This is a genomic window from Streptomyces sp. NPDC028635 (assembly GCF_040637635.1).
Classification (GTDB): Bacteria; Actinomycetota; Actinomycetes; order Streptomycetales; family Streptomycetaceae; genus Streptomyces.
Genome location: NZ_JBEZWX010000035.1, coordinates 1 through 20,525 on the forward strand (window position 1 = coordinate 1; position 20,525 = coordinate 20,525).

21 protein-coding genes, 2 tRNA genes and 1 other RNA gene are annotated in these 20,525 nt (G+C 73.8%); 9 read left to right on the plus strand and 15 right to left on the minus strand.

Annotation, left to right across the window (positions count from 1 at the left end):
• Positions 1-56: 56 nt before the first annotated feature.
• From AB0E88_RS28280 to AB0E88_RS28310, 7 genes are all read right to left on the minus strand, one after another.
• Positions 57-875, minus strand: coding sequence for an RNA polymerase sigma factor SigF (locus tag AB0E88_RS28280; protein ID WP_361636181.1), 819 nt, complete (start codon positions 873-875; stop codon positions 57-59).
• A 202-nt stretch (positions 876-1,077) separates the two neighbouring features.
• Entirely contained in the window at positions 1,078-1,371 is a 294-nt protein-coding gene (locus AB0E88_RS28285) for a Dabb family protein (RefSeq protein ID WP_361636184.1), read from the minus strand.
• Between the two features lie 15 nt (positions 1,372-1,386).
• Positions 1,387-1,566 carry a hypothetical protein gene (locus AB0E88_RS28290; RefSeq protein ID WP_361636187.1) on the minus strand — a complete coding sequence of 60 codons (180 nt, stop codon included), beginning with the start codon at positions 1,564-1,566 and terminating at the stop codon, positions 1,387-1,389.
• Between the two features lie 189 nt (positions 1,567-1,755).
• A tRNA-Ser gene (locus AB0E88_RS28295) sits at positions 1,756-1,840 on the minus strand.
• A 59-nt stretch (positions 1,841-1,899) separates the two neighbouring features.
• The gene (tadA, locus tag AB0E88_RS28300) at positions 1,900-2,331 is read right to left on the minus strand and encodes a tRNA adenosine(34) deaminase TadA (RefSeq protein ID WP_361636325.1); all 432 of its coding nucleotides are present in this window, start codon (positions 2,329-2,331) and stop codon (positions 1,900-1,902) included.
• A gap of 59 nt (positions 2,332-2,390) precedes the next feature.
• Entirely contained in the window at positions 2,391-2,927 is a 537-nt protein-coding gene (locus tag AB0E88_RS28305) for a hypothetical protein (protein ID WP_361636189.1), read from the minus strand.
• A gap of 518 nt (positions 2,928-3,445) precedes the next feature.
• The gene (locus tag AB0E88_RS28310; RefSeq protein WP_361636192.1) at positions 3,446-3,670 is read right to left on the minus strand and encodes a hypothetical protein; all 225 of its coding nucleotides are present in this window, start codon (positions 3,668-3,670) and stop codon (positions 3,446-3,448) included.
• Between the two features lie 139 nt (positions 3,671-3,809).
• On the opposite strand from AB0E88_RS28310, the gene upp reads away from it, so the two are divergent.
• A complete protein-coding gene (gene upp / locus AB0E88_RS28315) occupies positions 3,810-4,445 on the plus strand; it encodes a uracil phosphoribosyltransferase (protein WP_361636194.1) in 636 nt (211 codons plus the stop codon).
• Positions 4,446-4,567: 122 nt separating this feature from the next.
• On the opposite strand, the gene AB0E88_RS28320 is transcribed toward upp, so the two are convergent.
• Both AB0E88_RS28320 and AB0E88_RS28325 read right to left on the minus strand, forming a co-directional pair.
• Complete coding sequence (locus AB0E88_RS28320; RefSeq protein ID WP_361636196.1) at positions 4,568-5,203, minus strand: LytR C-terminal domain-containing protein; 636 nt, start codon at positions 5,201-5,203, stop codon at positions 4,568-4,570.
• Between the two features lie 178 nt (positions 5,204-5,381).
• Positions 5,382-5,678, minus strand: coding sequence for a type II toxin-antitoxin system VapB family antitoxin (locus AB0E88_RS28325; protein ID WP_004943146.1), 297 nt, complete (start codon positions 5,676-5,678; stop codon positions 5,382-5,384).
• A 107-nt stretch (positions 5,679-5,785) separates the two neighbouring features.
• Between AB0E88_RS28325 and AB0E88_RS28330 the strand changes: the two genes are divergently transcribed.
• The gene (locus AB0E88_RS28330; RefSeq protein ID WP_361636200.1) at positions 5,786-7,459 is read left to right on the plus strand and encodes a helicase HerA-like domain-containing protein; all 1,674 of its coding nucleotides are present in this window, start codon (positions 5,786-5,788) and stop codon (positions 7,457-7,459) included.
• 24 nt (positions 7,460-7,483) lie between these two features.
• Here AB0E88_RS28330 and AB0E88_RS28335 read toward each other — a convergent pair whose 3' ends face one another.
• The 5 genes from AB0E88_RS28335 to AB0E88_RS28355 all read right to left on the minus strand — a co-directional run bounded on the left by AB0E88_RS28335 (position 7,484) and on the right by AB0E88_RS28355 (position 10,576).
• A complete protein-coding gene (locus tag AB0E88_RS28335; RefSeq protein ID WP_361636203.1) occupies positions 7,484-7,630 on the minus strand; it encodes a hypothetical protein in 147 nt (48 codons plus the stop codon).
• 64 nt (positions 7,631-7,694) lie between these two features.
• Complete coding sequence (locus AB0E88_RS28340; protein WP_361636205.1) at positions 7,695-8,018, minus strand: hypothetical protein; 324 nt, start codon at positions 8,016-8,018, stop codon at positions 7,695-7,697.
• Between the two features lie 75 nt (positions 8,019-8,093).
• The gene (locus tag AB0E88_RS28345) at positions 8,094-8,819 is read right to left on the minus strand and encodes an HdeD family acid-resistance protein (protein ID WP_361636208.1); all 726 of its coding nucleotides are present in this window, start codon (positions 8,817-8,819) and stop codon (positions 8,094-8,096) included.
• 46 nt (positions 8,820-8,865) lie between these two features.
• The gene (locus tag AB0E88_RS28350; protein ID WP_361636210.1) at positions 8,866-9,462 is read right to left on the minus strand and encodes an HhH-GPD-type base excision DNA repair protein; all 597 of its coding nucleotides are present in this window, start codon (positions 9,460-9,462) and stop codon (positions 8,866-8,868) included.
• Between the two features lie 418 nt (positions 9,463-9,880).
• Positions 9,881-10,576, minus strand: a complete 696-nt coding sequence (locus AB0E88_RS28355) for a siderophore-interacting protein (RefSeq protein ID WP_361636212.1) — start codon at positions 10,574-10,576, stop codon at positions 9,881-9,883.
• Positions 10,577-10,657: 81 nt separating this feature from the next.
• Between AB0E88_RS28355 and AB0E88_RS28360 the strand changes: the two genes are divergently transcribed.
• The 5 genes from AB0E88_RS28360 (at position 10,658) to AB0E88_RS28380 (ending at position 17,256) form a co-directional block, all read left to right on the plus strand.
• A complete protein-coding gene (locus AB0E88_RS28360) occupies positions 10,658-12,718 on the plus strand; it encodes a penicillin acylase family protein (protein ID WP_361636215.1) in 2,061 nt (686 codons plus the stop codon).
• Positions 12,711-13,322 (plus strand): GNAT family N-acetyltransferase, encoded by a 612-nt coding sequence (locus tag AB0E88_RS28365; RefSeq protein WP_361636218.1) that lies wholly within the window; start codon positions 12,711-12,713, stop codon positions 13,320-13,322. Before AB0E88_RS28360 ends, AB0E88_RS28365 begins: the two co-directional genes overlap by 8 nt.
• Before the next feature lie 63 nt (positions 13,323-13,385).
• On the plus strand, positions 13,386-15,149 hold the full coding sequence (locus tag AB0E88_RS28370; RefSeq protein ID WP_361636221.1) for a copper resistance protein CopC: 1,764 nt from the start codon (positions 13,386-13,388) through the stop codon (positions 15,147-15,149).
• A gap of 272 nt (positions 15,150-15,421) precedes the next feature.
• Entirely contained in the window at positions 15,422-16,630 is a 1,209-nt protein-coding gene (locus AB0E88_RS28375; protein WP_361636224.1) for a sensor histidine kinase, read from the plus strand.
• Positions 16,627-17,256 (plus strand): response regulator transcription factor, encoded by a 630-nt coding sequence (locus AB0E88_RS28380; protein ID WP_361636227.1) that lies wholly within the window; start codon positions 16,627-16,629, stop codon positions 17,254-17,256. Before AB0E88_RS28375 ends, AB0E88_RS28380 begins: the two co-directional genes overlap by 4 nt.
• 187 nt (positions 17,257-17,443) lie before the next feature.
• Here AB0E88_RS28380 and AB0E88_RS28385 read toward each other — a convergent pair.
• Positions 17,444-17,531 (minus strand) — tRNA-Ser (locus AB0E88_RS28385).
• Positions 17,532-17,603: 72 nt separating this feature from the next.
• Here AB0E88_RS28385 and ffs point away from each other — a divergent pair.
• Positions 17,604-17,702: signal recognition particle sRNA small type (ffs, locus tag AB0E88_RS28390), an RNA gene on the plus strand.
• A gap of 186 nt (positions 17,703-17,888) precedes the next feature.
• Entirely contained in the window at positions 17,889-20,438 is a 2,550-nt protein-coding gene (locus AB0E88_RS28395; protein WP_361636230.1) for a DNA polymerase III subunit gamma and tau, read from the plus strand.
• Positions 20,439-20,525: the final 87 nt, after the last annotated feature.

Consider the following 20,525-nt stretch of genomic DNA (forward strand, 5'->3'; position numbering starts at 1 on the left):
GGCGGAGCCCCCACGCCCCCACCCCCGCCCCCCGCCCCCCGCCCCCCGCGGAGCGGCTACGCCTCGATCCGGTTGGCCGACCGCAACCGCTGAAAGCTGCGCGCGAGCAACCGTGAGACATGCATCTGGGAGACGCCGAGCTCCGCGCTGATCTGCGACTGGGTGAGGTTGCTGTAGTACCGCAGCAGCAGGATCCGCTGCTCCCGCTCCGGGAGCTGCACCAGCAGATGCCGTACGAGATCGCGGTGCTCGACGCCGTCCAGCGCCGGGTCCTCGTAGCCGAGCCGGTCGAGCAGCCCCGGCAGCCCGTCGCCCTCCTGCGCGGCCTCCAGCGAGGTGGCGTGGTACGACCGCCCGGCCTCGATGCAGGACAGCACCTCGTCCTCGCTGATCCGCAGCCGTTCGGCGATCTCGGCGGTGGAGGGGGTGCGCCCGAACGCGGTGGTCAGGTCCTCGGTCGCGCTGTTGACCTGCACCCACAGCTCGTGCAGCCGGCGCGGTACGTGGACGGTGCGGACGTTGTCACGGAAGTACCGCTTGATCTCGCCGACGACCGTGGGCATCGCGAAGGTCGGGAACTGCACACCCCGGTCGGGGTCGAAACGGTCGATGGCGTTGATCAGCCCGATGGTGCCGACCTGGACGACGTCCTCCATCGGTTCGTTGCGGGAGCGGAAACGGGCGGCGGCGTAGCGCACGAGCGGGAGGTTGGCCTCGATCAGCGCCCCCCGCACCCGGTTGTGCTCCGGCGTGCCCGGCGTGAGCTCCTTCAGCTGCGCGAAGAGCACCTGGGTGAGTGCCCGGGTGTCGGCGCCCCGGCTGCGCCGCGGGGCGGCCTCCTGGGGCGGTGCTTGAGGCGCAGTACTGGCCGGCACGGTCAACTCCACCTCTTCATCCGTCGCTCATCCGTCAACCGATCGGTCAACTCATCCGTCAAAAGCGGTCATAGCATCACAAGACATGTCCACTGTGTGCAAGCACCGTATATCTACGTGTTGGGGTAAGAGGCGGGACATAAAACGACAAAAACCCCACACCCGTGAGGGGTGCGGGGTTGTCGGCGTGCGGCCGGACGGCTCAGTACGCGTAGTCGGCGATCACCCACGTGGCGAACTCGTGCCACAGGGCCACGCCCGTCTGGTGCTCGGGGTGCTCGACGTAGCGGCGCAGCGCCTCGGCGTCCTCGAAGCCGGAGTTGATCGCGAAGTCGTAGGCGATCGGGCGGTCGCTGAGGTTCCAGCCGAGCTCCCAGAAGCGGATCTCGGGGATCTTGCCCTCGAGCGCCTGGAAGGCCTCGACGCCCTTCACGACCCGGGGGTCGTCGCGCTCGACGCCCTCGTTGAGCTTGAAGAGAACCAGGTGGCGGATCATGGGTACTCCCGGGTGTCAGCCCTTGCCTCCATGGGCGACCCACGTCATGAAGTCACCGATGGCCTTGGCGGCGTCCGATATGCCCTCGAACCCTATCTGGACGTAGTCCGCGGCCTTGGCCGGGTCCGTGATGATCACGTACAGCGCGAAGACCACGAGCGCATAGACGGCGATCTTCTTCGCGTTCACCGCCACTGCGGCCTCCCTGTCACGGACGTGCTTCGAGGGTCCCCTGTTGCCGGCGGTGAGTGTAACTTCAGGCCCGTGCAAGGGCCGAAGGGGGCGGGAGCGTGGCCGCCGTCGAGGACGTGCGGCGCCCGGCCGCGTACCGGGGCAAGCAGAACACCCCCTGTCCGTGATCCCACGGTCAGGGGGTGTTGTCAGCGGTAGCGGAGGGATTTGAACCCTCGGTGACTTGCGCCACACTCGCTTTCGAGGCGAGCTCCTTCGGCCGCTCGGACACGCTACCGAGGGAGACCTTACAGCACTCGGGCCCGTGCTCAGAAATCGGTATGCGGCCCCCGCTCTTCAGCGCGCGCGGAAGAACTCCGTGAGCTGCCGCGCGCAGTCGTCCGCCAGTACGCCCTCGATGACCTCGGGCCGGTGGTTGAGCCGCCGGTCCCGGATCACGTCCCACAGGGAGCCGGCCGCGCCCGCCTTGTCGTCCCGGGCGCCGTAGACCACCCGGTCCACCCGGGACTGGACGATCGCGCCCGCGCACATCGTGCACGGCTCCAGCGTCACCACGAGCGTGCAGCCGGTCAGCCGCCACTCGCCGAGCCGCTCCGCCGCCCGCCGGATCGCGAGGATCTCGGCGTGCCCGGTGGGGTCGCCGGTGACCTCGCGCTCGTTGTGCCCCGCGCCGAGCACGCTCGTGCCGTCGGGCGCGAGCACGAGCGCGCCGACGGGCACGTCACCGGCCCCGGCGGCCCGCTCCGCCTCGTCCAGGGCGAGCCGCATCGCGGCCCGCCAGCGGTCGCGCACCGGGTCCGGGGCCGGTGTGGTGTCGTGCGGGGCGGTCAGCGAACGGCCTCCAGCATCTCCGAGGCGCCGAGGGCGTCGGCGATCTCCGACAGCGCGTCGCCGTCCAGGGCCAGCAGCTCCTTGCCGCTGATGCCCAGGTCGGTCAGCAGCCCCGCGTCGCCCACCGGACCGTTGGGCACGGCGCCTGCGTCGGTGCCGCCCTCCTCGCCGTCGGCGACGGCGTCCTCGGGCTCACCGTCCTCGGTGCCGTCCAGGTCCAGGGAGTCCAGGTCGGTGTCGTCCTCACCCGGCTCCCGGCCCAGCAACTCGTCGGTGAGCAGCAGCTCGCCGTAGGAGCTGCGGGCGGCGACGGCGGCGTTCGAGACGAAGACCCGCGGGTCCTCCTCGCCGTCCACGCGGACGACGCCGAACCACGCCTCCTCCTGCTCGATCAGGACGAGCACCGTGTCCTCGTCGGGAGAGGCTTCCCGGGCCAGGTCGGCCAGATCCGACAGGGTCTCCACATCGTCGAGCTCTGTGTCGCTCGCTTCCCACCCGTCTTCGGTGCGCGCGAGCAGTGCGGTGAAGTACACCGTGACTCTCCCACTGGTCTTAGGCGTGCCGGTTGGGGGTCCCCCCGGCGGAGGTTACGGACGGGGAGAAGCTCGGGCTCCGAGCCCCACCCACTCGGAATCGTGGCAGAAACAAGGCGTTCAGGGGACGTCTTCGGCTCCCTGTGTCCGGCAGTTTTGCACGCGGGTCCGCGGCACGTCCGTCCGGACTCACCAGCGCACTCGTTGCCACCACCTGCGGATCGTACGCGGCTTTTCACATCTCCTCCGCACGTCCACCCCGGCAACGCGCGCACGGCCCGCGGATCTTCCCGCGTGCGGCCCGCATCCGCGGCACGTACGGCAGCACTCCCCGCCGCAACACGCCGTGCGCCCGGGCCAGTCACCGGTGCGGCGCGTGGCAGGCCCGCACGGGACACCGGTACGGCGCGTCGTGCGGCGCGGCACGCGTGCGTACGGGCTTCCGGCGGCAGGCCGGTGTGCGGCGCGGCACGCGTGCGTACGGGCCTCCGGCGGCAGGCCCGCCCCGCCCGCGCGGCTCACCAGCGGAACGTGCGCATGCGCATCGCGTGGCGCAGCCGGGCCGCCTTGGCCCGGCGGGGCTGCACCCGGTCGCGCAGCTCCCGTGCCTCGGCCAGGTCCCGCAGGAACTGGGCGCGGCGGCGCCGCCGCTCCGTGTCGCTCTCGGGCGAGTCCCGCTGCGGGGGCTCCGGTTCGTTTCTGGACGCGCGGTCGGGTACGTCGGGTTCAGACAGGTCAGCCATGAGATCACCACCCCCGGTCCGTCCCCACCACCTTCCCCCCGGCGGCCGGTCCGATGCCAGCAGGCGGAAGAAAACGATCCGCAAAGGCTCACGCAGCGTGCGGACGCCGGGGCCGGTGCGCCCGGTTACTGTTGGGGACATGCGTCTCCACGTCGTCGACCACCCCCTGGTCGCCCACAAGCTCACCACGCTGCGCGACCAGCGCACCGACTCCGCGACCTTCCGCCGGCTCGCCGACGAGCTGGTCACCCTGCTCGCCTACGAGGCGACCCGGGACGTGCGCACCGAGGCGGTCGACATCCAGACCCCCGTGGCCCGGACCACCGGTGTGAAGCTGGCCCGGCCGCGTCCGCTGGTGGTGCCGATCCTGCGGGCCGGCCTCGGCATGCTGGACGGCATGGTCCGGCTGCTGCCGACCGCCGAGGTGGGCTTCCTCGGCATGATCCGCAACGAGGAGACGCTGCAGGCCTCGACCTACGCCACGCGCATGCCGGAGGACCTCTCCGGCCGCCAGGTGTACGTCCTGGACCCGATGCTGGCCACGGGCGGCACCCTCGTCGCCGCGATCCGCGAGCTGATCAAGCGCGGCGCGGACGACGTCACGGCCGTCGTGCTGCTGGCCGCCCCCGAGGGCGTCGAGATCATGGAGCGCGAGCTGGCCGGCACGCCGGTCACGGTGGTCACGGCCGCGGTCGACGACCACCTCAACGAACACGGCTACATCATTCCGGGCCTCGGCGACGCGGGCGACCGGCTGTACGGGTCGGCGGAGTAACACCGGCGCGGAGTGTGCGCGGCGGCTGAGCGACGGCCGCCGCGGAGCGTACGCGGTGGTGGAATGACGGCCGCCGCCGCGGAGCCGAGAGGGCTGCTGTGCGACGCCGTCCGGCGGCGCGTTCAGCAGCCCTTCTTCGTTCCGGTCGCCGCCGGCGTCCTCAGCTTCGTCAGGGCCTGTCCCGCAGCCGGCTCGGCGTCCAGGGACTTGAAGGTGTTGCCGAGGATGAGGTCGACGGCCGGGCCCTTGCGGGCGGCGTCGGTGCGGCGCTCGGCACCGGCCAGCTGCGTGGCCAGCACCGGCAGCGAGCTGTTCAGGGACGACGCGGGGCCGAGCAGCACCGCGGTGCCGGGGACCTTCTTGTCGTACTGCTTGGTCGCGTTGCCGACCTCGCCGATGCGGAAGCCGCGCTTCTTCAGCTCGTCGGCGGTCTGCTTGGCCAGGCCGCTGCGGGGCGTCGCGTTGAACACGTTGACGGTGATCTGAGCCGGCGCGGGCAGCGCGGCGGTGGTGCCGGGCGACGCGCTCGCCTTGGCCACGCAGGCCGCCTTGCCGCCGGCCGCCGCGGTCTTCTTGCCGCCGCCGGTGAAGACGTCGATGAGCTGCAGCGTGCCCCAGCCGATCAGCCCGAGCACGACGGCGCAGGCGGCGGTGAGGAGCACGAGCCTGCCGCGGCGCCGGGGAGGGCGCATGCGCGGGTACTTGTCTCCCGTGATCCGGTACTTACCGCCCATGCCGGGGGGAGTCAGCATGCTCATGGGCGCAGCGTAGTGCGCCCGGGCGACGATTCCTACTAGATGATCATTCGATCCGCCCAGGAGAACCCGAAAGGGCCAAACCGTAACCGGACGGAGTCCTTCCGTCGGCTCGGTACCGCTCCCGGACGCTCGTCGGTCCGGTCCCGGGACGCTCGTCGGTCCGGTTCCGGGACGCTCGTCAGTCCAGTTCGAGGACGCGCGCGTGCAGCACCTGGCGCTGCTGGAGAGCGGCGCGGACCGCGCGGTGCAGGCCGTCCTCCAGGTACAGGTCGCCCTGCCACTTCACGACGTGCGCGAAGAGGTCGCCGTAGAACGTCGAGTCCTCGGCGAGCAGGGTCTCCAGGTCGAGCTGCTGCTTGGTGGTCACCAGCTGATCGAGGCGGACCGGGCGCGGCGCGACGTCCGCCCACTGCCGGGTGCTTTCCCGGCCGTGGTCGGGGTACGGCCGGCCGTTTCCGATGCGCTTGAAGATCACACGGAAAGCCTACCGGTCCCGGCGTTCCGGGCGCAGCCATGAAGGCGGAGTGCGACGCTGGAAAAGATGTTGCATAGCAGGGCGAAACGGAAACGAGGGGTCGGGCGATGAGCACCAGCGACGAGACCCACGCGGCAGGCGCGAACGCCCCTTCCGCGCACGCTCCTTCCGGTGACACCCCCTCCCCGCTGCCCGCCGAGGCCGCCGGGATCGCCGCCGGGTACGCCTTCAATGGCCCCGCGCTCGACCTCGGCGCCCTGCTGTGGGACGGGAACTGCCTGCCCGAGGCGCCGGTGCGCATCCCGCTGCCCGTGCTCAACCGGCACGGCCTGGTCGCCGGCGCCACCGGCACCGGCAAGACCAAGACGCTCCAGCTCATCGCGGAGCAGCTGTCCGCGCAGGGCGTGCCCGTCTTCCTCGCCGACGTCAAGGGCGACCTGTCCGGCATCGCCGCGCCCGGCCTCGCGGGCGACAAGGTGCGCTCCCGCGCCGCCGAGGTCCGCCAGGAGTGGACGCCGACCGGCTTCCCCGCGGAGTTCTACGCCCTCGGCGGCCAGGGCCACGGCATCCCCGTCCGGGCCACGGTCACCAGCTTCGGCCCGGTGCTGCTGTCGAAGGTGCTGCGGCTCAACCAGACCCAGGAGCAGTCCCTCGGCCTGATCTTCCACTACGCCGACACCAAGGGCCTGGAGCTGATCGACCTCAAGGACCTGCGCGCGGTCGTCGCCTTCCTGACCTCCGACGAGGGCAAGGCGGAGCTGAAGAACATCGGCGGGCTGTCCACCGCCACCGCCGGGGTGATCCTGCGGTCCCTGACCGCCTTCGAGGCGCAGGGCATGGCGGACTTCTTCGGCGAGCCGGAGTTCGACACGAGCGAGCTGCTGCGTACGGCGGACGACGGGCGGGGCGTCGTCTCCGTCCTGGAGCTGCCCGCCGTACAGGACAAGCCGCAGCTGTTCTCCACCTTCCTGATGTGGCTGCTCGCCGACCTCTTCCACGACCTGCCGGAGATCGGTGACGCCGACAAGCCGAAGCTGGTGTTCTTCTTCGACGAGGCGCATCTGCTGTTCCACGACGCCTCGAAGGCGTTCCTGGAGTCGATCACGCAGACCGTCCGGCTGATTCGCTCGAAAGGGGTCGGCGTCTTCTTCGTCACGCAGACCCCGAAGGACGTGCCGTCCGACGTCCTGGCCCAGCTCGGCAACCGCATCCAGCACGCGCTGCGGGCGTTCACACCGGAGGACGACAAGGCGCTGAAGGCGACCGTGCGGACCTTCCCCGACTCCGGCTACGACCTGGAGGAGCTGCTCACCGGGCTCGGCACCGGGGAGGCCGTGGTGACCGTGCTGAGCGAGAAGGGCGCGCCCACGCCGGTCGCGGCGACCCGGCTGCGTGCGCCGGAGTCCCTGATGGCGCCGTACGAGACGGCCGCCCTGGAGCGAGCGGTGACGTCCTCGCCGCTCTACGGGCGTTATGCACAGGCTGTGGACCGCGAGTCGGCGTACGAGAAGCTGACCGCTCCGCGGGAGACGGCGAGCGCGTCGCCCGAGGGGCGTGCGCAGGGGCGTACTGAAGGGCGCACGGAGGGGCGTGCGGAGCGGGACGCCGAGGGGCGTGCCGGGCGGCGGGCGGAGTCGCCTGCGCAGTCGCGGGCGGAGCCCTCGGTGATCGAGCAGGTCGTGGGCAGCGGGATGTTCAAGTCGCTGGCGCGGTCCGTCGGGACGCAGCTCGGCCGCGAGATCACGCGGTCCCTCTTCGGTACGGCCCGGCGGAGGCGGTAGTCCCGCCCGCCCCCGCCGGGGGTGTCAGCGGTCGCGCTGCTCGGGAGGCGCGGCCGGGGGCCGTTGCGGTTCCCGGGACCGCGGTGGCCGTTCGCCTTGTTCCGGCGCGGCGCTGCGCGCGGCCTCGGCGCGCAGCAGGGCGCGCAGGACCGCGTAGGGGTCCGTGGGCATGGCTGTGCTCCTTGTGGTGGTGGTGTCTGTCTGACGTACGGACCGGGGGCGAAGGCCGGTCCGGTCAGCAGCGCAGCACCACGGAACGCAGCACGGACAGGGCGGTGCACGGCGTCCCCGGCCGGGCTTCCCGGAGGGCGCGGGGCCGGCCGGCGGCCGGGACGTCCGGCAGCGGCGCGGGACGCGACGGTACGGCCGTGCGGTGCGCGCGGTGGGCGGGCAGGCGTACGGCGGTGTCGGTGACGTCGTGCTCGGCGCTCGCCGCGGCGGTGGTCACGGGCGGGGCCGTGGCGGCGTACGCCTCGCCGGGGACGAGCAGGGCGAGCAGCAGCACGAGCGCCCGCAGCCAGGTGCGGCTGCGGGAGAGGGCCCGTGGCATGCGGCTCATGTCAGGACGTCTCCCCGGGGGCGGGCCGGTGGTGTGCCTCCGGGCGGGAGAAACGCCCGCTCGGACTACGTCCCGTCACAGCGTGCGGGGGACGTCGCGCACGCGGCCGCGGATGCGCAGGGCGGTGACGATCTCGGTGATGCCCACCGCGACGAGCCAGACGCCGCCCACGACGGTGAGGACGGCGACCGACCGGAAGGGCGAGTCGATCAGCACGACGCCGCCGAGGAAGGTGACGACACCGAGGAAGATCTGCCAGCCGCGGGCGGGCACGGCGCGGTCGGAGGCGGCGGCGAGGGTCTGGGTGATGCCGCGGATCAGCCAGCCGATGCCGATCCACAGGGCGAGCAGCAGGATCGACCGCAGGGGGGCGCGGAAGCAGACCAGGCCCAGCAGGACGGACAGCGCGCCGCTGATGAAAGCCAGGACCCGCAGGGACGTCGTGCGGTGGGTGCCGAACGCGGCGACGAGCTGGAAGACGCCGCTGATCAGCAGGTAGACGCCGAAGAGGACGCCGGCGGCGAGCAGCGAGGGGCCCGGCCAGACGAGGACCAGGATGCCGAGGATCAGCGAGGCGACACCGGTGAGCAGCACGACCTGCCAGGTGGCGCGGGAGAGGGCGTGCAGGGGGCCCTCGAACGGGGGTTCCGGCTCGCGGGCCTGGGTGGGGGCCTGGGCGTGGGCGGGCGTGGAGGTGGAGGCGCCCGCGGCGTGTGCGGAGTGCGCGGAGTGCGCGGAGTGCCGGTGGGTCGCCGTGTCGTCGTCGTGGCTCCGGGGGGCGCCGGTGGGGGGCTCGGCCATGGTCCAAGCTGACGCCGTGGCGGTGACCGCCGCCAGCGGAGGTGGGTCAACCGGTTGACGCCTGCTTCTTCGCCTTCGCCGCGGCCTTCATCTCCTGCTTGTGGGCGCGGACCTTCGCCAGCGACTCCGGGCCGGTGATGTCGGCGACGGAGCGGAAGGACTTCGGTTCGCCGTAGCTGCCGGCGGCCTCCTGCCAGCCGGTGGGGCGCACGCCGAGCTGCTTGCCGAGGAGGGCGAGGAAGATCTGTGCCTTCTGCTTGCCGAAACCGGGGAGTTCCTCGAGGCGGCGCAGCAGCTCGCGACCGTCGTCGACGCCCTTCCAGACGAGTTCGGCGTTGCCGTCGTAGTGATCGACGAGGTACTGGCACAGCTGCTGGATGCGCTTGGCCATGGAGCCCGGGTAGCGGTGCACGGCCGGTTTCTCGGAGAGCACGGCGGCGAAGGCCTCCGGGTCGGTGGCGGCGATGTCGTGGGCGTCGAGGTCGTCGGCGCCGAGGCGGTCGGCGATGGTGCGGGGGCCCTTGAACGCCCACTCCATCGGGATCTGCTGGTCCAGCAGCATTCCGATCAGGGCGGCGAGGGGGGAGCGGCCGAGGAGCGCGTCGGCGGTGGCGTCCTGGGCGAGGTGCAGGGTGACGTCCATGTCTTTGATGATGTCGCGTGGGGGGTGGGTGTGCGCGGCGGGGCGTTGTCGCTCTGCGGGTTGCGTTGTGTGTTGTCGTCTGCGGGTGCGTGGGGGCTGGTCGCCGTTGCCTGCGGCGCCTGTGCGGGTTCGTTGTGGCTGGTCGCGCCGTTCCCCGCGCCCCTTTTTTGCCTGCGGCGGCCCGTGCGGGTGCGTGGTCGGTTGCGGTCTCGCCTGCGGTGCGTTGTGGGTCGGGGCCGGGGTGGGGGGTGTCCGTCCTCGGTCCGGCCGGCCGTCGCTTGATACGTCGCCCTGTGCCGGTGCCGGCCGCTGCGGGCGGACACCCCCCACCCCGGCCCCTTCCCGCCGTACGCGGGTGCAGCGACGCGTGGCGCGCGGTGCGGTCACCGTCCCGCGGTGCCTGTCAGCGGCGGCGTGGTTACTTCGCCTGCCAGTAGCCCAAGGCGTGTACCCGGTGTTTCGGGAAGGACAGTTCCTTGCGGACGTAGGCCGAGAGGGCGCGGGTCGTCGTCGTGTCGCAGGCGATCCAGATGTAGGTGTCGGGGTCCAGGAGGGGTGGGAGGTCGGTCCGCAGCCGGTCCAACAGCGCCCCGCGAGGGATCTCGTGGACGTCGGGGCGGGAGGCGAGGGGGAGGTTCGTCAGGGAGCCCTCGAAGAAGAGCGTCGTCGGTGTCGTGGGGAAGGCGGCCAGGAGGGAGTTGATCGCCGGCAGTGAGGCCGGGTCGCCGATGGCTATCAGGCGGGACGGCTCCGGGGCCGGGCGTTCGAAGCCCGTGCCGTGGACCGTGGCCTCCACCGTGGCGCCCGGCGCGGCCGACCGCGCCCAGTCGCTCGCGACGCCCTCGTGCAGGGCGAACTCCAGACGGAAGGTGCCGGCCTCCGGGTCGGGGTCGACCAGGGTGTACGCCCGCTGGTGCGGCTTGCCGGCGTGCTCGAACCACAGCCGGACCCACATCGTCGGATGCACCCCCGTCGCCGCGAGCATGCCGCCGTCGGTGAGGTGCACCCGTCGGTAGGTGGCGGTGACGTCCTCCGCCCCCGTCACTGTGAACGTGAAGTCCCGCGCTCGCAGCAGCTTCAGGACCGTGCCCTGCCACCCGTGACCCTGCCCCATGGCGCTCCTTCACCGTTCACGTACGATCCCCGCAGCTGTTTAGTTAGGTGAGCCTAACCTAAAGTAAGAAGGGGTCACAGGGTGACGACCGCCATACACAGGGACGCCTGGGGCATCCCGCACCTGCGCGCCCCCGGCGTCCGCGACCTCGCCCGCGCCCAGGGTCTGGTCACCGCCCGCGACCGCGCCTGGCAGCTGGAGGTGGAGCGGCACCGGGCGCAGGGCACGTCCGCCGCCTTCCTCGGCCCCGGCGCGCTGGACTGGGACCGGTTCGCCCGCCGCGCCCGGCTCGCCGACACCGCCCGCCGCTGCTTCGCCGCCCTGGAGGAACGCGATCCCGAGGCCGCGGAGTGGGTGCGTGCCTACGTCGACGGCGTGAACGACGGACTGCGGCCCGGTGAGGAGTTCCGGCGCGCCGGCCTCACGCCCGGGCGGTGGGAGCCCTGGACCCCGCTGGCCGTCTGGCTGTCCATCCATGTTCTGTTCGCCGGGTTCCCCGCCAAGTTGTGGTGGGAGGAGGCGGTGCGGCGGCTCGGACCCGAGGCCGTCGGGCTGTTCGCCGCGGACGGGCCCGCCACCGCCGGCAGCAACGGCTGGCTGGTGAGCGGGGAGCGCACCGTGAGCGGGCACGCGATCATCGCCGGTGATCCGCACCGGTTCATCGAGGATCCGGGCGTCTACCAGCAGATCCGGCTGGCGTGCGACGAGTTCGACGTCGTGGGCCTCGCCGTGCCGGGGGTGCCCGGCATCGCCCACTTCGGGCACACCGGCACCGTCGCCTGGGCCATCACCAACGCCATGGCCGACTACCAGGACCTGTACCGGGAGCGGCTGCGCCGTACCGGTGCCGGGATCGAGTCCCTGGGGCCCGACGGCCGCTGGCACCGGGCTCTCCGGCACACCGAACTCGTCCGCGTGGCCGGGGAGGGCACGGTCGAGGTCGAGGTCGTCGAGACCGCGCGCGGGCCCGTCGTCGCCGGCGGGCCGGAGGGGCTCGACGACGGCACACCGGGGGCGGTGAGCCTGCGCCACCCGCCCCGGGTCACCGGCGATCTCGGCTTCAGCGCCCTCCTGCCGCTGCTGCGTGCCCGCCGGGTCACCGACGTCGACCGGGCCCTGGACGCCTGGGCCGAGCCCGTCAACGTCGTCCACGCCGCCGACACCGAGGGCGGCGTGCTGCACCGGGTCGCCGGACGCGTGCCGCTGCGGAACCCGGCCAACCGCGCCGGCCTGGTACCGGCGTGGGAGCCCGGGCACGAGTGGACCGGCTGGCACCCCATGCCCCGGGCGGGGCTCGACGACGGTGTCGCCGTCATGGCCAACGCGCGTGATGTGGCGGACGAGTTGGGGACCGAGTTCGCGCCCGCCCACCGTGCCGACCGCATCCGCGAGCTGCTCGCCGGGCGGCGGAAGTGGTCCGCCGCGGACATGGGCGCCGTACACACGGATGTCTTCCTCGGTTCCGCGGGGGCGCTGCTCGACCAGGTGGCCGCGCTCGAGGAGGTCGGGGGTGAGGCCGGTGCCCTGCGGCAGCGGTTGCTCGGATGGGACCGGCGGATGGACGCCGGCAGCCGGGAGGCGGCGCTGTACGCCGCGGTGCGCGGCGCGGTCGTGCGGCGACTGGCCGCGCACGAGGCCTTCGCCGCCCTTACGTCCCCGCCCGCCTACCCGGCAGTCTTCCAGCCCTGGCTCGCCCTGACCCCGCGCATCGGCTTCGCGCTGGAACACCTGCTGCGCGCCGAGACGCTGTACGGCGTCGACCGCCCCGCCGTGGTGCGCGCCGCCCTGGAGGAGGTCGCCGCCGGGCCGCCGGCCGGCACCTGGGGCGACACCCACCGCCTCGCACCCTGGCGTGCCCTGCCGTCGGCGCCACAGGAGGAACCCGCCTTGTCCGGCGACCACGACTGCGTGCTGTGCACCTCCGCCGTGCCCGGGGTCACCGACCGGGCCGCGCGCGGGCCCGCCGCCCGTTACGTCTGGGACCTGGCCCGGCGCGAGGACAGCCTGTGGGTGGTGCCGTTCGGCGCCGACGGCACACCGGGCGCCGCGCACCACCGCGACCAACTGCCCCTGTGGCTCAGGGGAGATCTCGTTCCCGTCGTCACCGACTGGGACCAGCTCACGAAGGAGACCGATGTCTGACCTCCGCCACCGCGAGGCCGTGCACGAGCAGCGGATCGACGGCTTCGGCACCGTCCGCGTCCTGCCCGTCGACCCGCCCGCCGACGCCGCGCTGATCCACCGCTGGGTCAGCGAGGAGCGGGCCGTGTTCTGGGGGATGGCCGGGCTGTCCGTCGCCGAAGTGGCCGACGTCTACCGTCACATGGGCACGCTGGACACCCACCATGCCTTCCTCGTCGTCAAGGACGGCCACGGCACCGCGCTGCTGCAGACCTACGAACCCGAGGCCGACCGGGTCGGTGACTGCTACCCCGTCCAAGCCGGGGACATCGGCGTCCACCTGCTGCTCGCGCCCGCCGGTGCGGAGGGCGCCCGGCCCGGCTGGACCGCGCGGCTGGTCTCGGCGATCACGTCGTACGTGCTGCTCGGGCTGGACCGGCGGCGGGTCGTCGTCGACCCGGACGTGCGCAACGGGAAGGCGATCGCCCGGTTCGCGCGGCTGGGATTCGAGAAGGGACCGGCCGTCGTCCTGCCCGAGATCGACCTGCCGGACGTCCACCTCCCCGAGAAACACGCTCAACTGGCCTTCCTGCGGCGGGAGGTCGCCTTTCCCGCGCGGGCGTGAGCGTTTCGGGCGCCGGGTGCGTACCTCTTCACAAGGGGTGCCGGCAGGAGGGGAGCGGACGGCGTGGTCGGTGGCGGACGGTGGTTCGGGCGGGCCGCGCTGCTCGGGGTCCTGCTGACGCTGTGCCTGTTCGGTGGTGCCGGTGCCGCGTCCGCGCATGCCGCCCTGCGGGACACCGCACCCGGTGACGGGTCCGTCCTGAAGACGGCCCCCGAACAGCTCACGCTCACCTTCACCGAGTCCGTGGCCCTGCTCGACGGCTCCTTCCGCGTCTTCGACCCCCGCAACCACCGGCTGCGCACCGGCGAGGCCCGCCATGTCCCCGGACACGCCGACACCGTGCGCGTCGACCTGCCGGGCGGGCTGGGCCGGGGCACGTACACCGTGGCCTGGCGCGTGGTGTCCGCCGACAGCCACCCCGTCTCCGGCGCGTTCACGTTCTCCGTCGGCGCCCCCACCCCCGCCCCGGCCCCCCTCGACACCGGGGCCACCGAGGACCCGGCCACCGGCGGCCTGTACGACCTCGCCCGCTACGTCGCCGACCTGGCCGTCGCCCTGCTCGTCGGCGGGGGCGTGTTCCGGGCGGTGTCGCCGGGGGCCGCGCGCGCTCCGGCGGCGGTGGGGGCGTGGACGCTGGCCGGCGTCACCGTCGTCCTGCTGGCCCTGCGCGCCCCCTACGAGGCGGGCACCGGACTGTCCACGGCCCTCGATCCGGCCGGGGCCGCCCGCACGCTGACCACCCGGCCGGGACTCGCGCTGCTGGCCCGGCTGACGCTGCTGGCGGTGGCCGCGGTGCTGCTGCGCAGGCGGGCCTGGGGGCGTACGGCGCGTGCGGTGGGCGCCGCGGTCGCCGTCGGCCTCGCGCTGACCTGGGCCCTCGCCGAGCACGCCGGCGCCGGGATCCAGGTGCCCGTCGCGGTCGTCTCGGCCGTACTGCACCTGCTGGCGATGTCGGTGTGGCTGGGCGGGCTGGTGACACTGCTGTGCACCGCCGATGTGCCGGTACCGGCCGTGGACCGGTTCTCGCGGCTCGCCTTCGGCTGCGTCGCCGTGCTGGTCGGGACCGGTGTCTACCAGTCCTGGCGCGGTCTCGGTTCCCTCGACGCGCTCACCGGTACGGGGTACGGCCGGCTGCTGCTGGTCAAACTGGTCGTGGTGGCCCTGCTCCTGGCGGGGGCGGCGTGCGCGCGGCACTTCGCCGGGCGGCTGCGCTCGGGGGCCGTGGCCCCGGAGAGGGTGCCGGCCTTGGTGGGCGGGGCGCCGGGCGAGGCGGGCGGGGTGGCGATCGAGGCGGGCGGGGCGTCGGTGCCGGAGGACTCCGCTCCGTCCGTCACCGGCCGACGGCGACTGCGCCGGGCCGTGGTCGCCGAGGCGGTTCTGGGCGTGCTGGTCGTGCTGGTCTCGACGGTGCTCGCCGGTACGGTGCCGGGGCGTGCCGCCGCCGAGGCCGCCGAGCGGCAGTCGCTCGCGGCGCCCGGGCTGCCCGGCGCCTCCGTCACCGACGTGCCCTTCGACGTCGGCACCCCGGGCGGCCAGGGCAAGGTGCAGATCACGCTGGAGCCGGGCCGGGTCGGCGACAACTCCGTGCAGGCGGTCGTCTACGGCCCCGACGGCGGGCTGGCCGCCGTACCCGAACTGCGGGTGTCCTTCACCCTGCCCGCGCAGCGGATCGGCCCCCTCGACGCCCGCGTCACCGACCGGGGCGGCTACTGGGCGGCCGACCGCGTCACCCTCCCGCTGGCCGGCACCTGGACGATGAAGGTGACGGTGCGGGTGTCGGAGACCGACCAGGTCAGCGAGGTGCGGCCGGTCGAGATCGCGCGGTGACGGCCGTTCCGGCCGGAGCCTGGCGCGGCGTCCGGTCGGGCAGCGCGCCGGTGGCGATCTCGTGTGACGGCCGTGGCGGGTACGGCGTCAGGGCGGGCGCGGTGCGGCCGGTGGGGGGGAGGGTGACGGTCGTGCCCGGCGGGACCCGGGGAGACGTCACGGACGACTCGGACGGAAGTCAGCCGATCGGTTGACCCCCGACGCGCCGAAGCGGGGCGACAATGAAGGTGTTTGCCCAGCTCAACGGCGTACTCGGGAGGTGCGAGCGGGTCATGGACACGACGGCGGCGGCCGCGTCCGGACGGGACGGCGACGCCGACACCCGCACCCTCGCCGTGATCATGCACACGGCGTTCTTCGTGCTGCTCGGCGCCTCGCTGGCCCGCTTCCTGCTGCGCCACCCCGGCGAGCCCCGCACCCCCTGGGTGCTGGCCCTGTCCCTGTTCCTGGCGGTGCTCTACGTCCTCGGGCCCGCGCTCGGCGCCCGCCTCACCGCCCGCCGGCTGGCCTGGCTGACGGCGGTGGTCGCCGCCTGGGCGGTGCTGGTGACGCTCGCCCCGAGCTTCGCCTGGTGCGCGGTCCCCCTCTTCTACACCGGGCTGCGCACCCTGCCCCCGCGCGCCGCGGTCGTCCTCGTCACCGGGCTCACCGCGCTCGCCGTCGCCGCCCAGCTGCAACTCGCGGGCTGGGCCGACCCGAACGTGCTGCTGGCACCGCCGGCCGTGGCCGCCGTCGCCACGGCCGTGTTCGTCGTCATGGAGCGCCAGGCGCGCCGGCAGCGCGCACTGATCGACGACCTGATCCGCACCCGCCGCGAACTGGCCGCCACCGAGCGCCGCGAGGGCACCCTCGCCGAGCGCGAGCGGCTCGCCCGGGAGATCCACGACACCCTCGCCCAGGGACTGTCCAGCCAGCGCATGCTCCTGCAGGCCGCCGACCGGCTGTGGGACACCGACCCGGCCACCGCCCGCACCCACGTCCGTACGGCCGCCTCCGTCGCCGAACGCGACCTCGCCGAGGCCCGCCGTTTCGTGCACGACCTGGCCCCGGCGGACCTCGCGGAGGGCGGCGGACTGGTCACGGCCCTGCGGGCGGTCGCCGAACGCGCGGGTGACGGGGAGCTGGCGGTTCGCGTGCACACGGAGGGCACCCCGGCGCACCCGTTGCCCGCCCTGGTCGAGTCGGCGCTCCTGCGCATCGCCCAGGGCGCGCTCGCCAACGTCCGCGAACACGCCGGCGCCCGCACCGCGACCCTGACCCTGACCTGCCTGGACGACGAGATCGTCCTGGACGTGGCCGACGACGGCCGGGGCTTCGACGCCGCCACGACCGGCGACCGGCCGGCCGGCTCCGTCCGCGGTCACGGCCTGCCCGCGATCCGCGCCCGGCTGCGCCAGCTGGGCGGCACCCTCACCATCGAGTCGGCGCCGGGCGAGGGCACGGTGCTGTCGGCCGCGATCCCCCTGGAGCCGCCCGTATGAGCACCGCCGTCCGTGTCCTGGTCTGCGACGACCACGCCGTGGTCCGCGCCGGGCTGCTCGCCCTGCTGGGCAGCGCCCCCGACATCGAGGTGATCGGCGAGGCCGGCGGCGGCGAGGAGGCGATCGCCCTGGCCCGCAAGCTGGGCCCGGACGTCGTCCTGATGGACCTCCAGCTCGGCGAGGGCATCGACGGCGTGGAGACGACCCGCCGCCTGACCGCGGAGCCGGCCGCCCCCCATGTCCTGGTCCTCACCACCTACGACACGGACGCCGACATCACCCGCGCGATCGAGGCCGGCGCCACCGGCTACCTGCTCAAGGCCGAACGCCCCGAGGAACTGTTCGCCGCGATCCACTCCGCCGCACAGGGCCGCACCACCCTGTCCGCCCCCGTCGCCGGCCGCGTCATGGCCCACCTGCGCAACCCGGCCCCCGCGCTCACCCCGCGCGAGCGGGACATCCTCACCCACCTCTCGCGCGGCCTCGGCAACCGCGACATCGCCCGCGCCCTCCACATCAGCGAGGCCACGGTCAAGACGCACCTGCGCCGCATCTACGACAAGCTCGGCGTCGACACCCGCTCGGGCGCGGTGGCGGTGGCGAAGGAACGCAGGCTGGTGACCTGAGGGGCGCGTGAGCTGACGGACGCGTGAGCTGGCGGACGCGTGACTGAGGGGCGCGTGATCTCAGAGGCGTGCCGGCACCCGGCCCGGGAGCGGGGAGCCACGGCTGGACGTGCCGGCCTGACGGACAACGTCGAAGGGCCCCGACCGCGAACGGTGGGGCCCTTCGACATCGTGCCCGGTGAGGCACTGGCGGAGGATACGAGATTCGAACTCGTGAGGGGTTGCCCCCAACACGCTTTCCAAGCGTGCGCCCTAGGCCTCTAGGCGAATCCTCCGCAGCAAACATTACATGACCCGGGAGAGTGCTCGCGAACTCGTTCCCCCTGGCCCGGATCGGGTACGCTGTGCGCAGCCCCTCACGCGGCGCTATCTGACTGAACTCCCCCAGGGCCGGAAGGCAGCAAGGGTAGGTTGGCTCTGGCGGGTGCGTGGGGGGCGCTTGCGTTCGCCGGGCCGGCAGAGCAGCGGGACATCTCCTGGGACGCGTTCCGGTTCAGGTGCGCGACGCCTCACGGCTCAGGTGCGCGACGCCTCACGGCCCGGGTGCGGCTCGCCTCCGGTTCCCGGTGCGGGACGCCCGCCGGTTCCGTGGGCGGGGCCCGTTGTCACCGGGCGCCTATAACCTCGTAAGCGTGTCGTCTCTCGCGCTGTACCGCCGCTATCGCCCGGAGACCTTTGCGGAGGTCATCGGGCAGGAGCATGTGACCGACCCGCTGCAGCAGGCGCTGCGGAACAACCGGGTCAATCACGCGTACCTGTTCAGCGGTCCCCGCGGCTGCGGCAAGACCACCAGCGCCCGGATCCTGGCCCGCTGCCTCAACTGTGAGCAAGGTCCCACCCCGACCCCGTGCGGGGAGTGCCAGTCCTGCCAGGACCTCGCGCGCAACGGCCCCGGGTCCATCGACGTCATCGAGATCGACGCCGCTTCCCACGGCGGTGTGGACGACGCCCGTGACCTGCGCGAGAAGGCGTTCTTCGGCCCCGCCCGCAGCCGGTACAAGATCTACATCATCGACGAGGCCCACATGGTCACGTCGGCGGGCTTCAACGCGCTGCTGAAGGTCGTCGAGGAGCCTCCGGAGCATCTGAAGTTCATCTTCGCGACCACCGAGCCCGAGAAGGTCATCGGCACCATCCGGTCGCGGACCCACCACTACCCGTTCCGGCTGGTCCCCCCGGGCACGCTGCGCGAATACCTCGGCGAGGTGTGCGGCAAGGAGGACATCCCGGTCGAGGACGGCGTCCTGCCGCTCGTCGTGCGGGCCGGCGGCGGCTCCGTGCGTGACTCCATGTCCGTCATGGACCAGCTCCTCGCCGGCGCCGGGGCGGACGGTGTGACGTATGCCATGGCCACCTCCCTGCTCGGCTACACCGAGGGCTCGCTCCTCGACTCCGTCGTCGAGTCCTTCGCCTCCGGTGACGGCTCCGCGGCCTTCGAGGTCGTGGACCGGGTCATCGAGGGCGGCAACGACCCGCGCCGGTTCGTCGCCGACCTGCTGGAGCGGCTGCGCGACCTCGTCATCCTCGCCGCCGTGCCGGACGCCGCGGAGAAGGGGCTCATCGACGCCCCGGCCGACGTCATCGAGCGCATGCAGGCCCAGGCGCGCTCCTTCGGCGCCGCCGAGCTCAGCCGCGCCGCCGACCTGGTCAACGAGGGGCTCACCGAGATGCGCGGCGCCACCTCGCCGCGCCTCCAGCTCGAGCTGATCTGCGCCCGCGTCCTGCTCCCGGCCGCCTACGGCGACGAGCGCTCCGTCATGGCCCGCCTCGACCGCATCGAGCGCGGCGTGAACTTCTCCACGGGCGCCGGTATGCCGGCCATGGGATACGTCCCCGGGCCCGAGGCCCACGGGGGCGGGTACCCCGGCGGCCCGGCGGGCGCCGGCGCACCCGTGCCACCCGCCCAGTCCGTCCAGCCCGTCCCGCCCGGCGGCGGCCCGGCAGCGGCCCGCGCGGCGGTGCGCGCGTCCGGCGGCGCGGCCGCGGGTGCGCCCGCGGCAGGCGCCGCGCCCGTGGCGCCCGGGGCGGGTGGCGGGCCCGGTGGCCCCGGCGCGGGCGTCCCCGCTCCCGCCTCGCCCGGAGCTCCCGCTCCCGCCGGCACCCCCGCTCCCGTCGGCGCTCAGGCTCCCGCTCCGGACGGGGCTGCCGGTGCGCCCGGGCAGCCGGGTGCCCACCAGCCCGAGGCCGCTGGCGTCCCCTCCGCACACGGCTCCGCACCCGCGCCGGCCGACCCCGATCCCGCCGTCCAGCACTCGCCCGCCGCTCCCACAGCGCCGACCGCTCCCGAGGCGGCCGCACCTTCTGCCGCACCCGCTCCCGGTGCCTGGCCCACCGCGGCGCCGGCCGGTGGCGGCCGACGGCCCGGCGGCTGGCCCACCGCCACCCCGGCGGGCGGCGGCGCCCGCCCCGCGGCGGCCCCCGGCCCCGGCGGTGCGGGTCCCGGCGGCCAAGGTCCGGCCGGCGGCCCGGGCCCTGCGGGCGGCGGCCCCGGTCGCACCACGCCCGCCTCGCCCCCCGCACCCGCCGCTCCCTCGGCCTCGGCCGCGCCTCCCGCCGCCTCCCCGGCGCCCGCCGCCGGTGGACTGGACCCGCGGGTGCTGTGGCCGAACATCCTGGAGGCCGTGAAGAACCGCCGCCGCTTCACCTGGATCCTGCTCAGCCAGAACGCCCAGGTGACCGGCTTCGACGGCACCACGCTCCAGCTCGGCTTCGTCAACGCCGGCGCCCGGGACAACTTCGCCGGCAGCGGTAGCGAGGACGTGCTGAAGCAGGCGCTGGCCGAGCAGTTCAACGTCCACTGGAAGATCGAGGCGGTCGTCGACCCCTCGGGCGGCTCGGCCCCGCCGCAGTCCGGCGGCCCGTCCGGCTTCGGCGGCGGTTCCTCCGGTTACGGCGGTGGCGGCTACGGCGGTGGCGGCGGCGCCACGGCCGTACAGCGCCCGGCGCCCGCGCAGTCCGCCGCCCCGGCGTCCGGACCGGGCCCGTCCCCGCACGCGTCGGCGTCGGTACCGGCCCCCGCGCCGGTCCGGCAGTCCCCGGCGCCGGAGCCGCCGCCCGTGTCCATCGAGGACGACATCCCCGAGGACGACGACCCGGACCTGAACGAGTCGGCGCTGTCCGGCTACGAACTGATCGTCAAGGAGCTGGGAGCGACGGTCGTGGAGGAGTTCACCAACGAGTGACCCTCCGAGCGGCGGCCCCGAGCGTCCGGATCGGGGCAGCTCAGGGCCGCTCGCTCGGAGAAAACCACGAAGTGCCGGGCCGTGGTC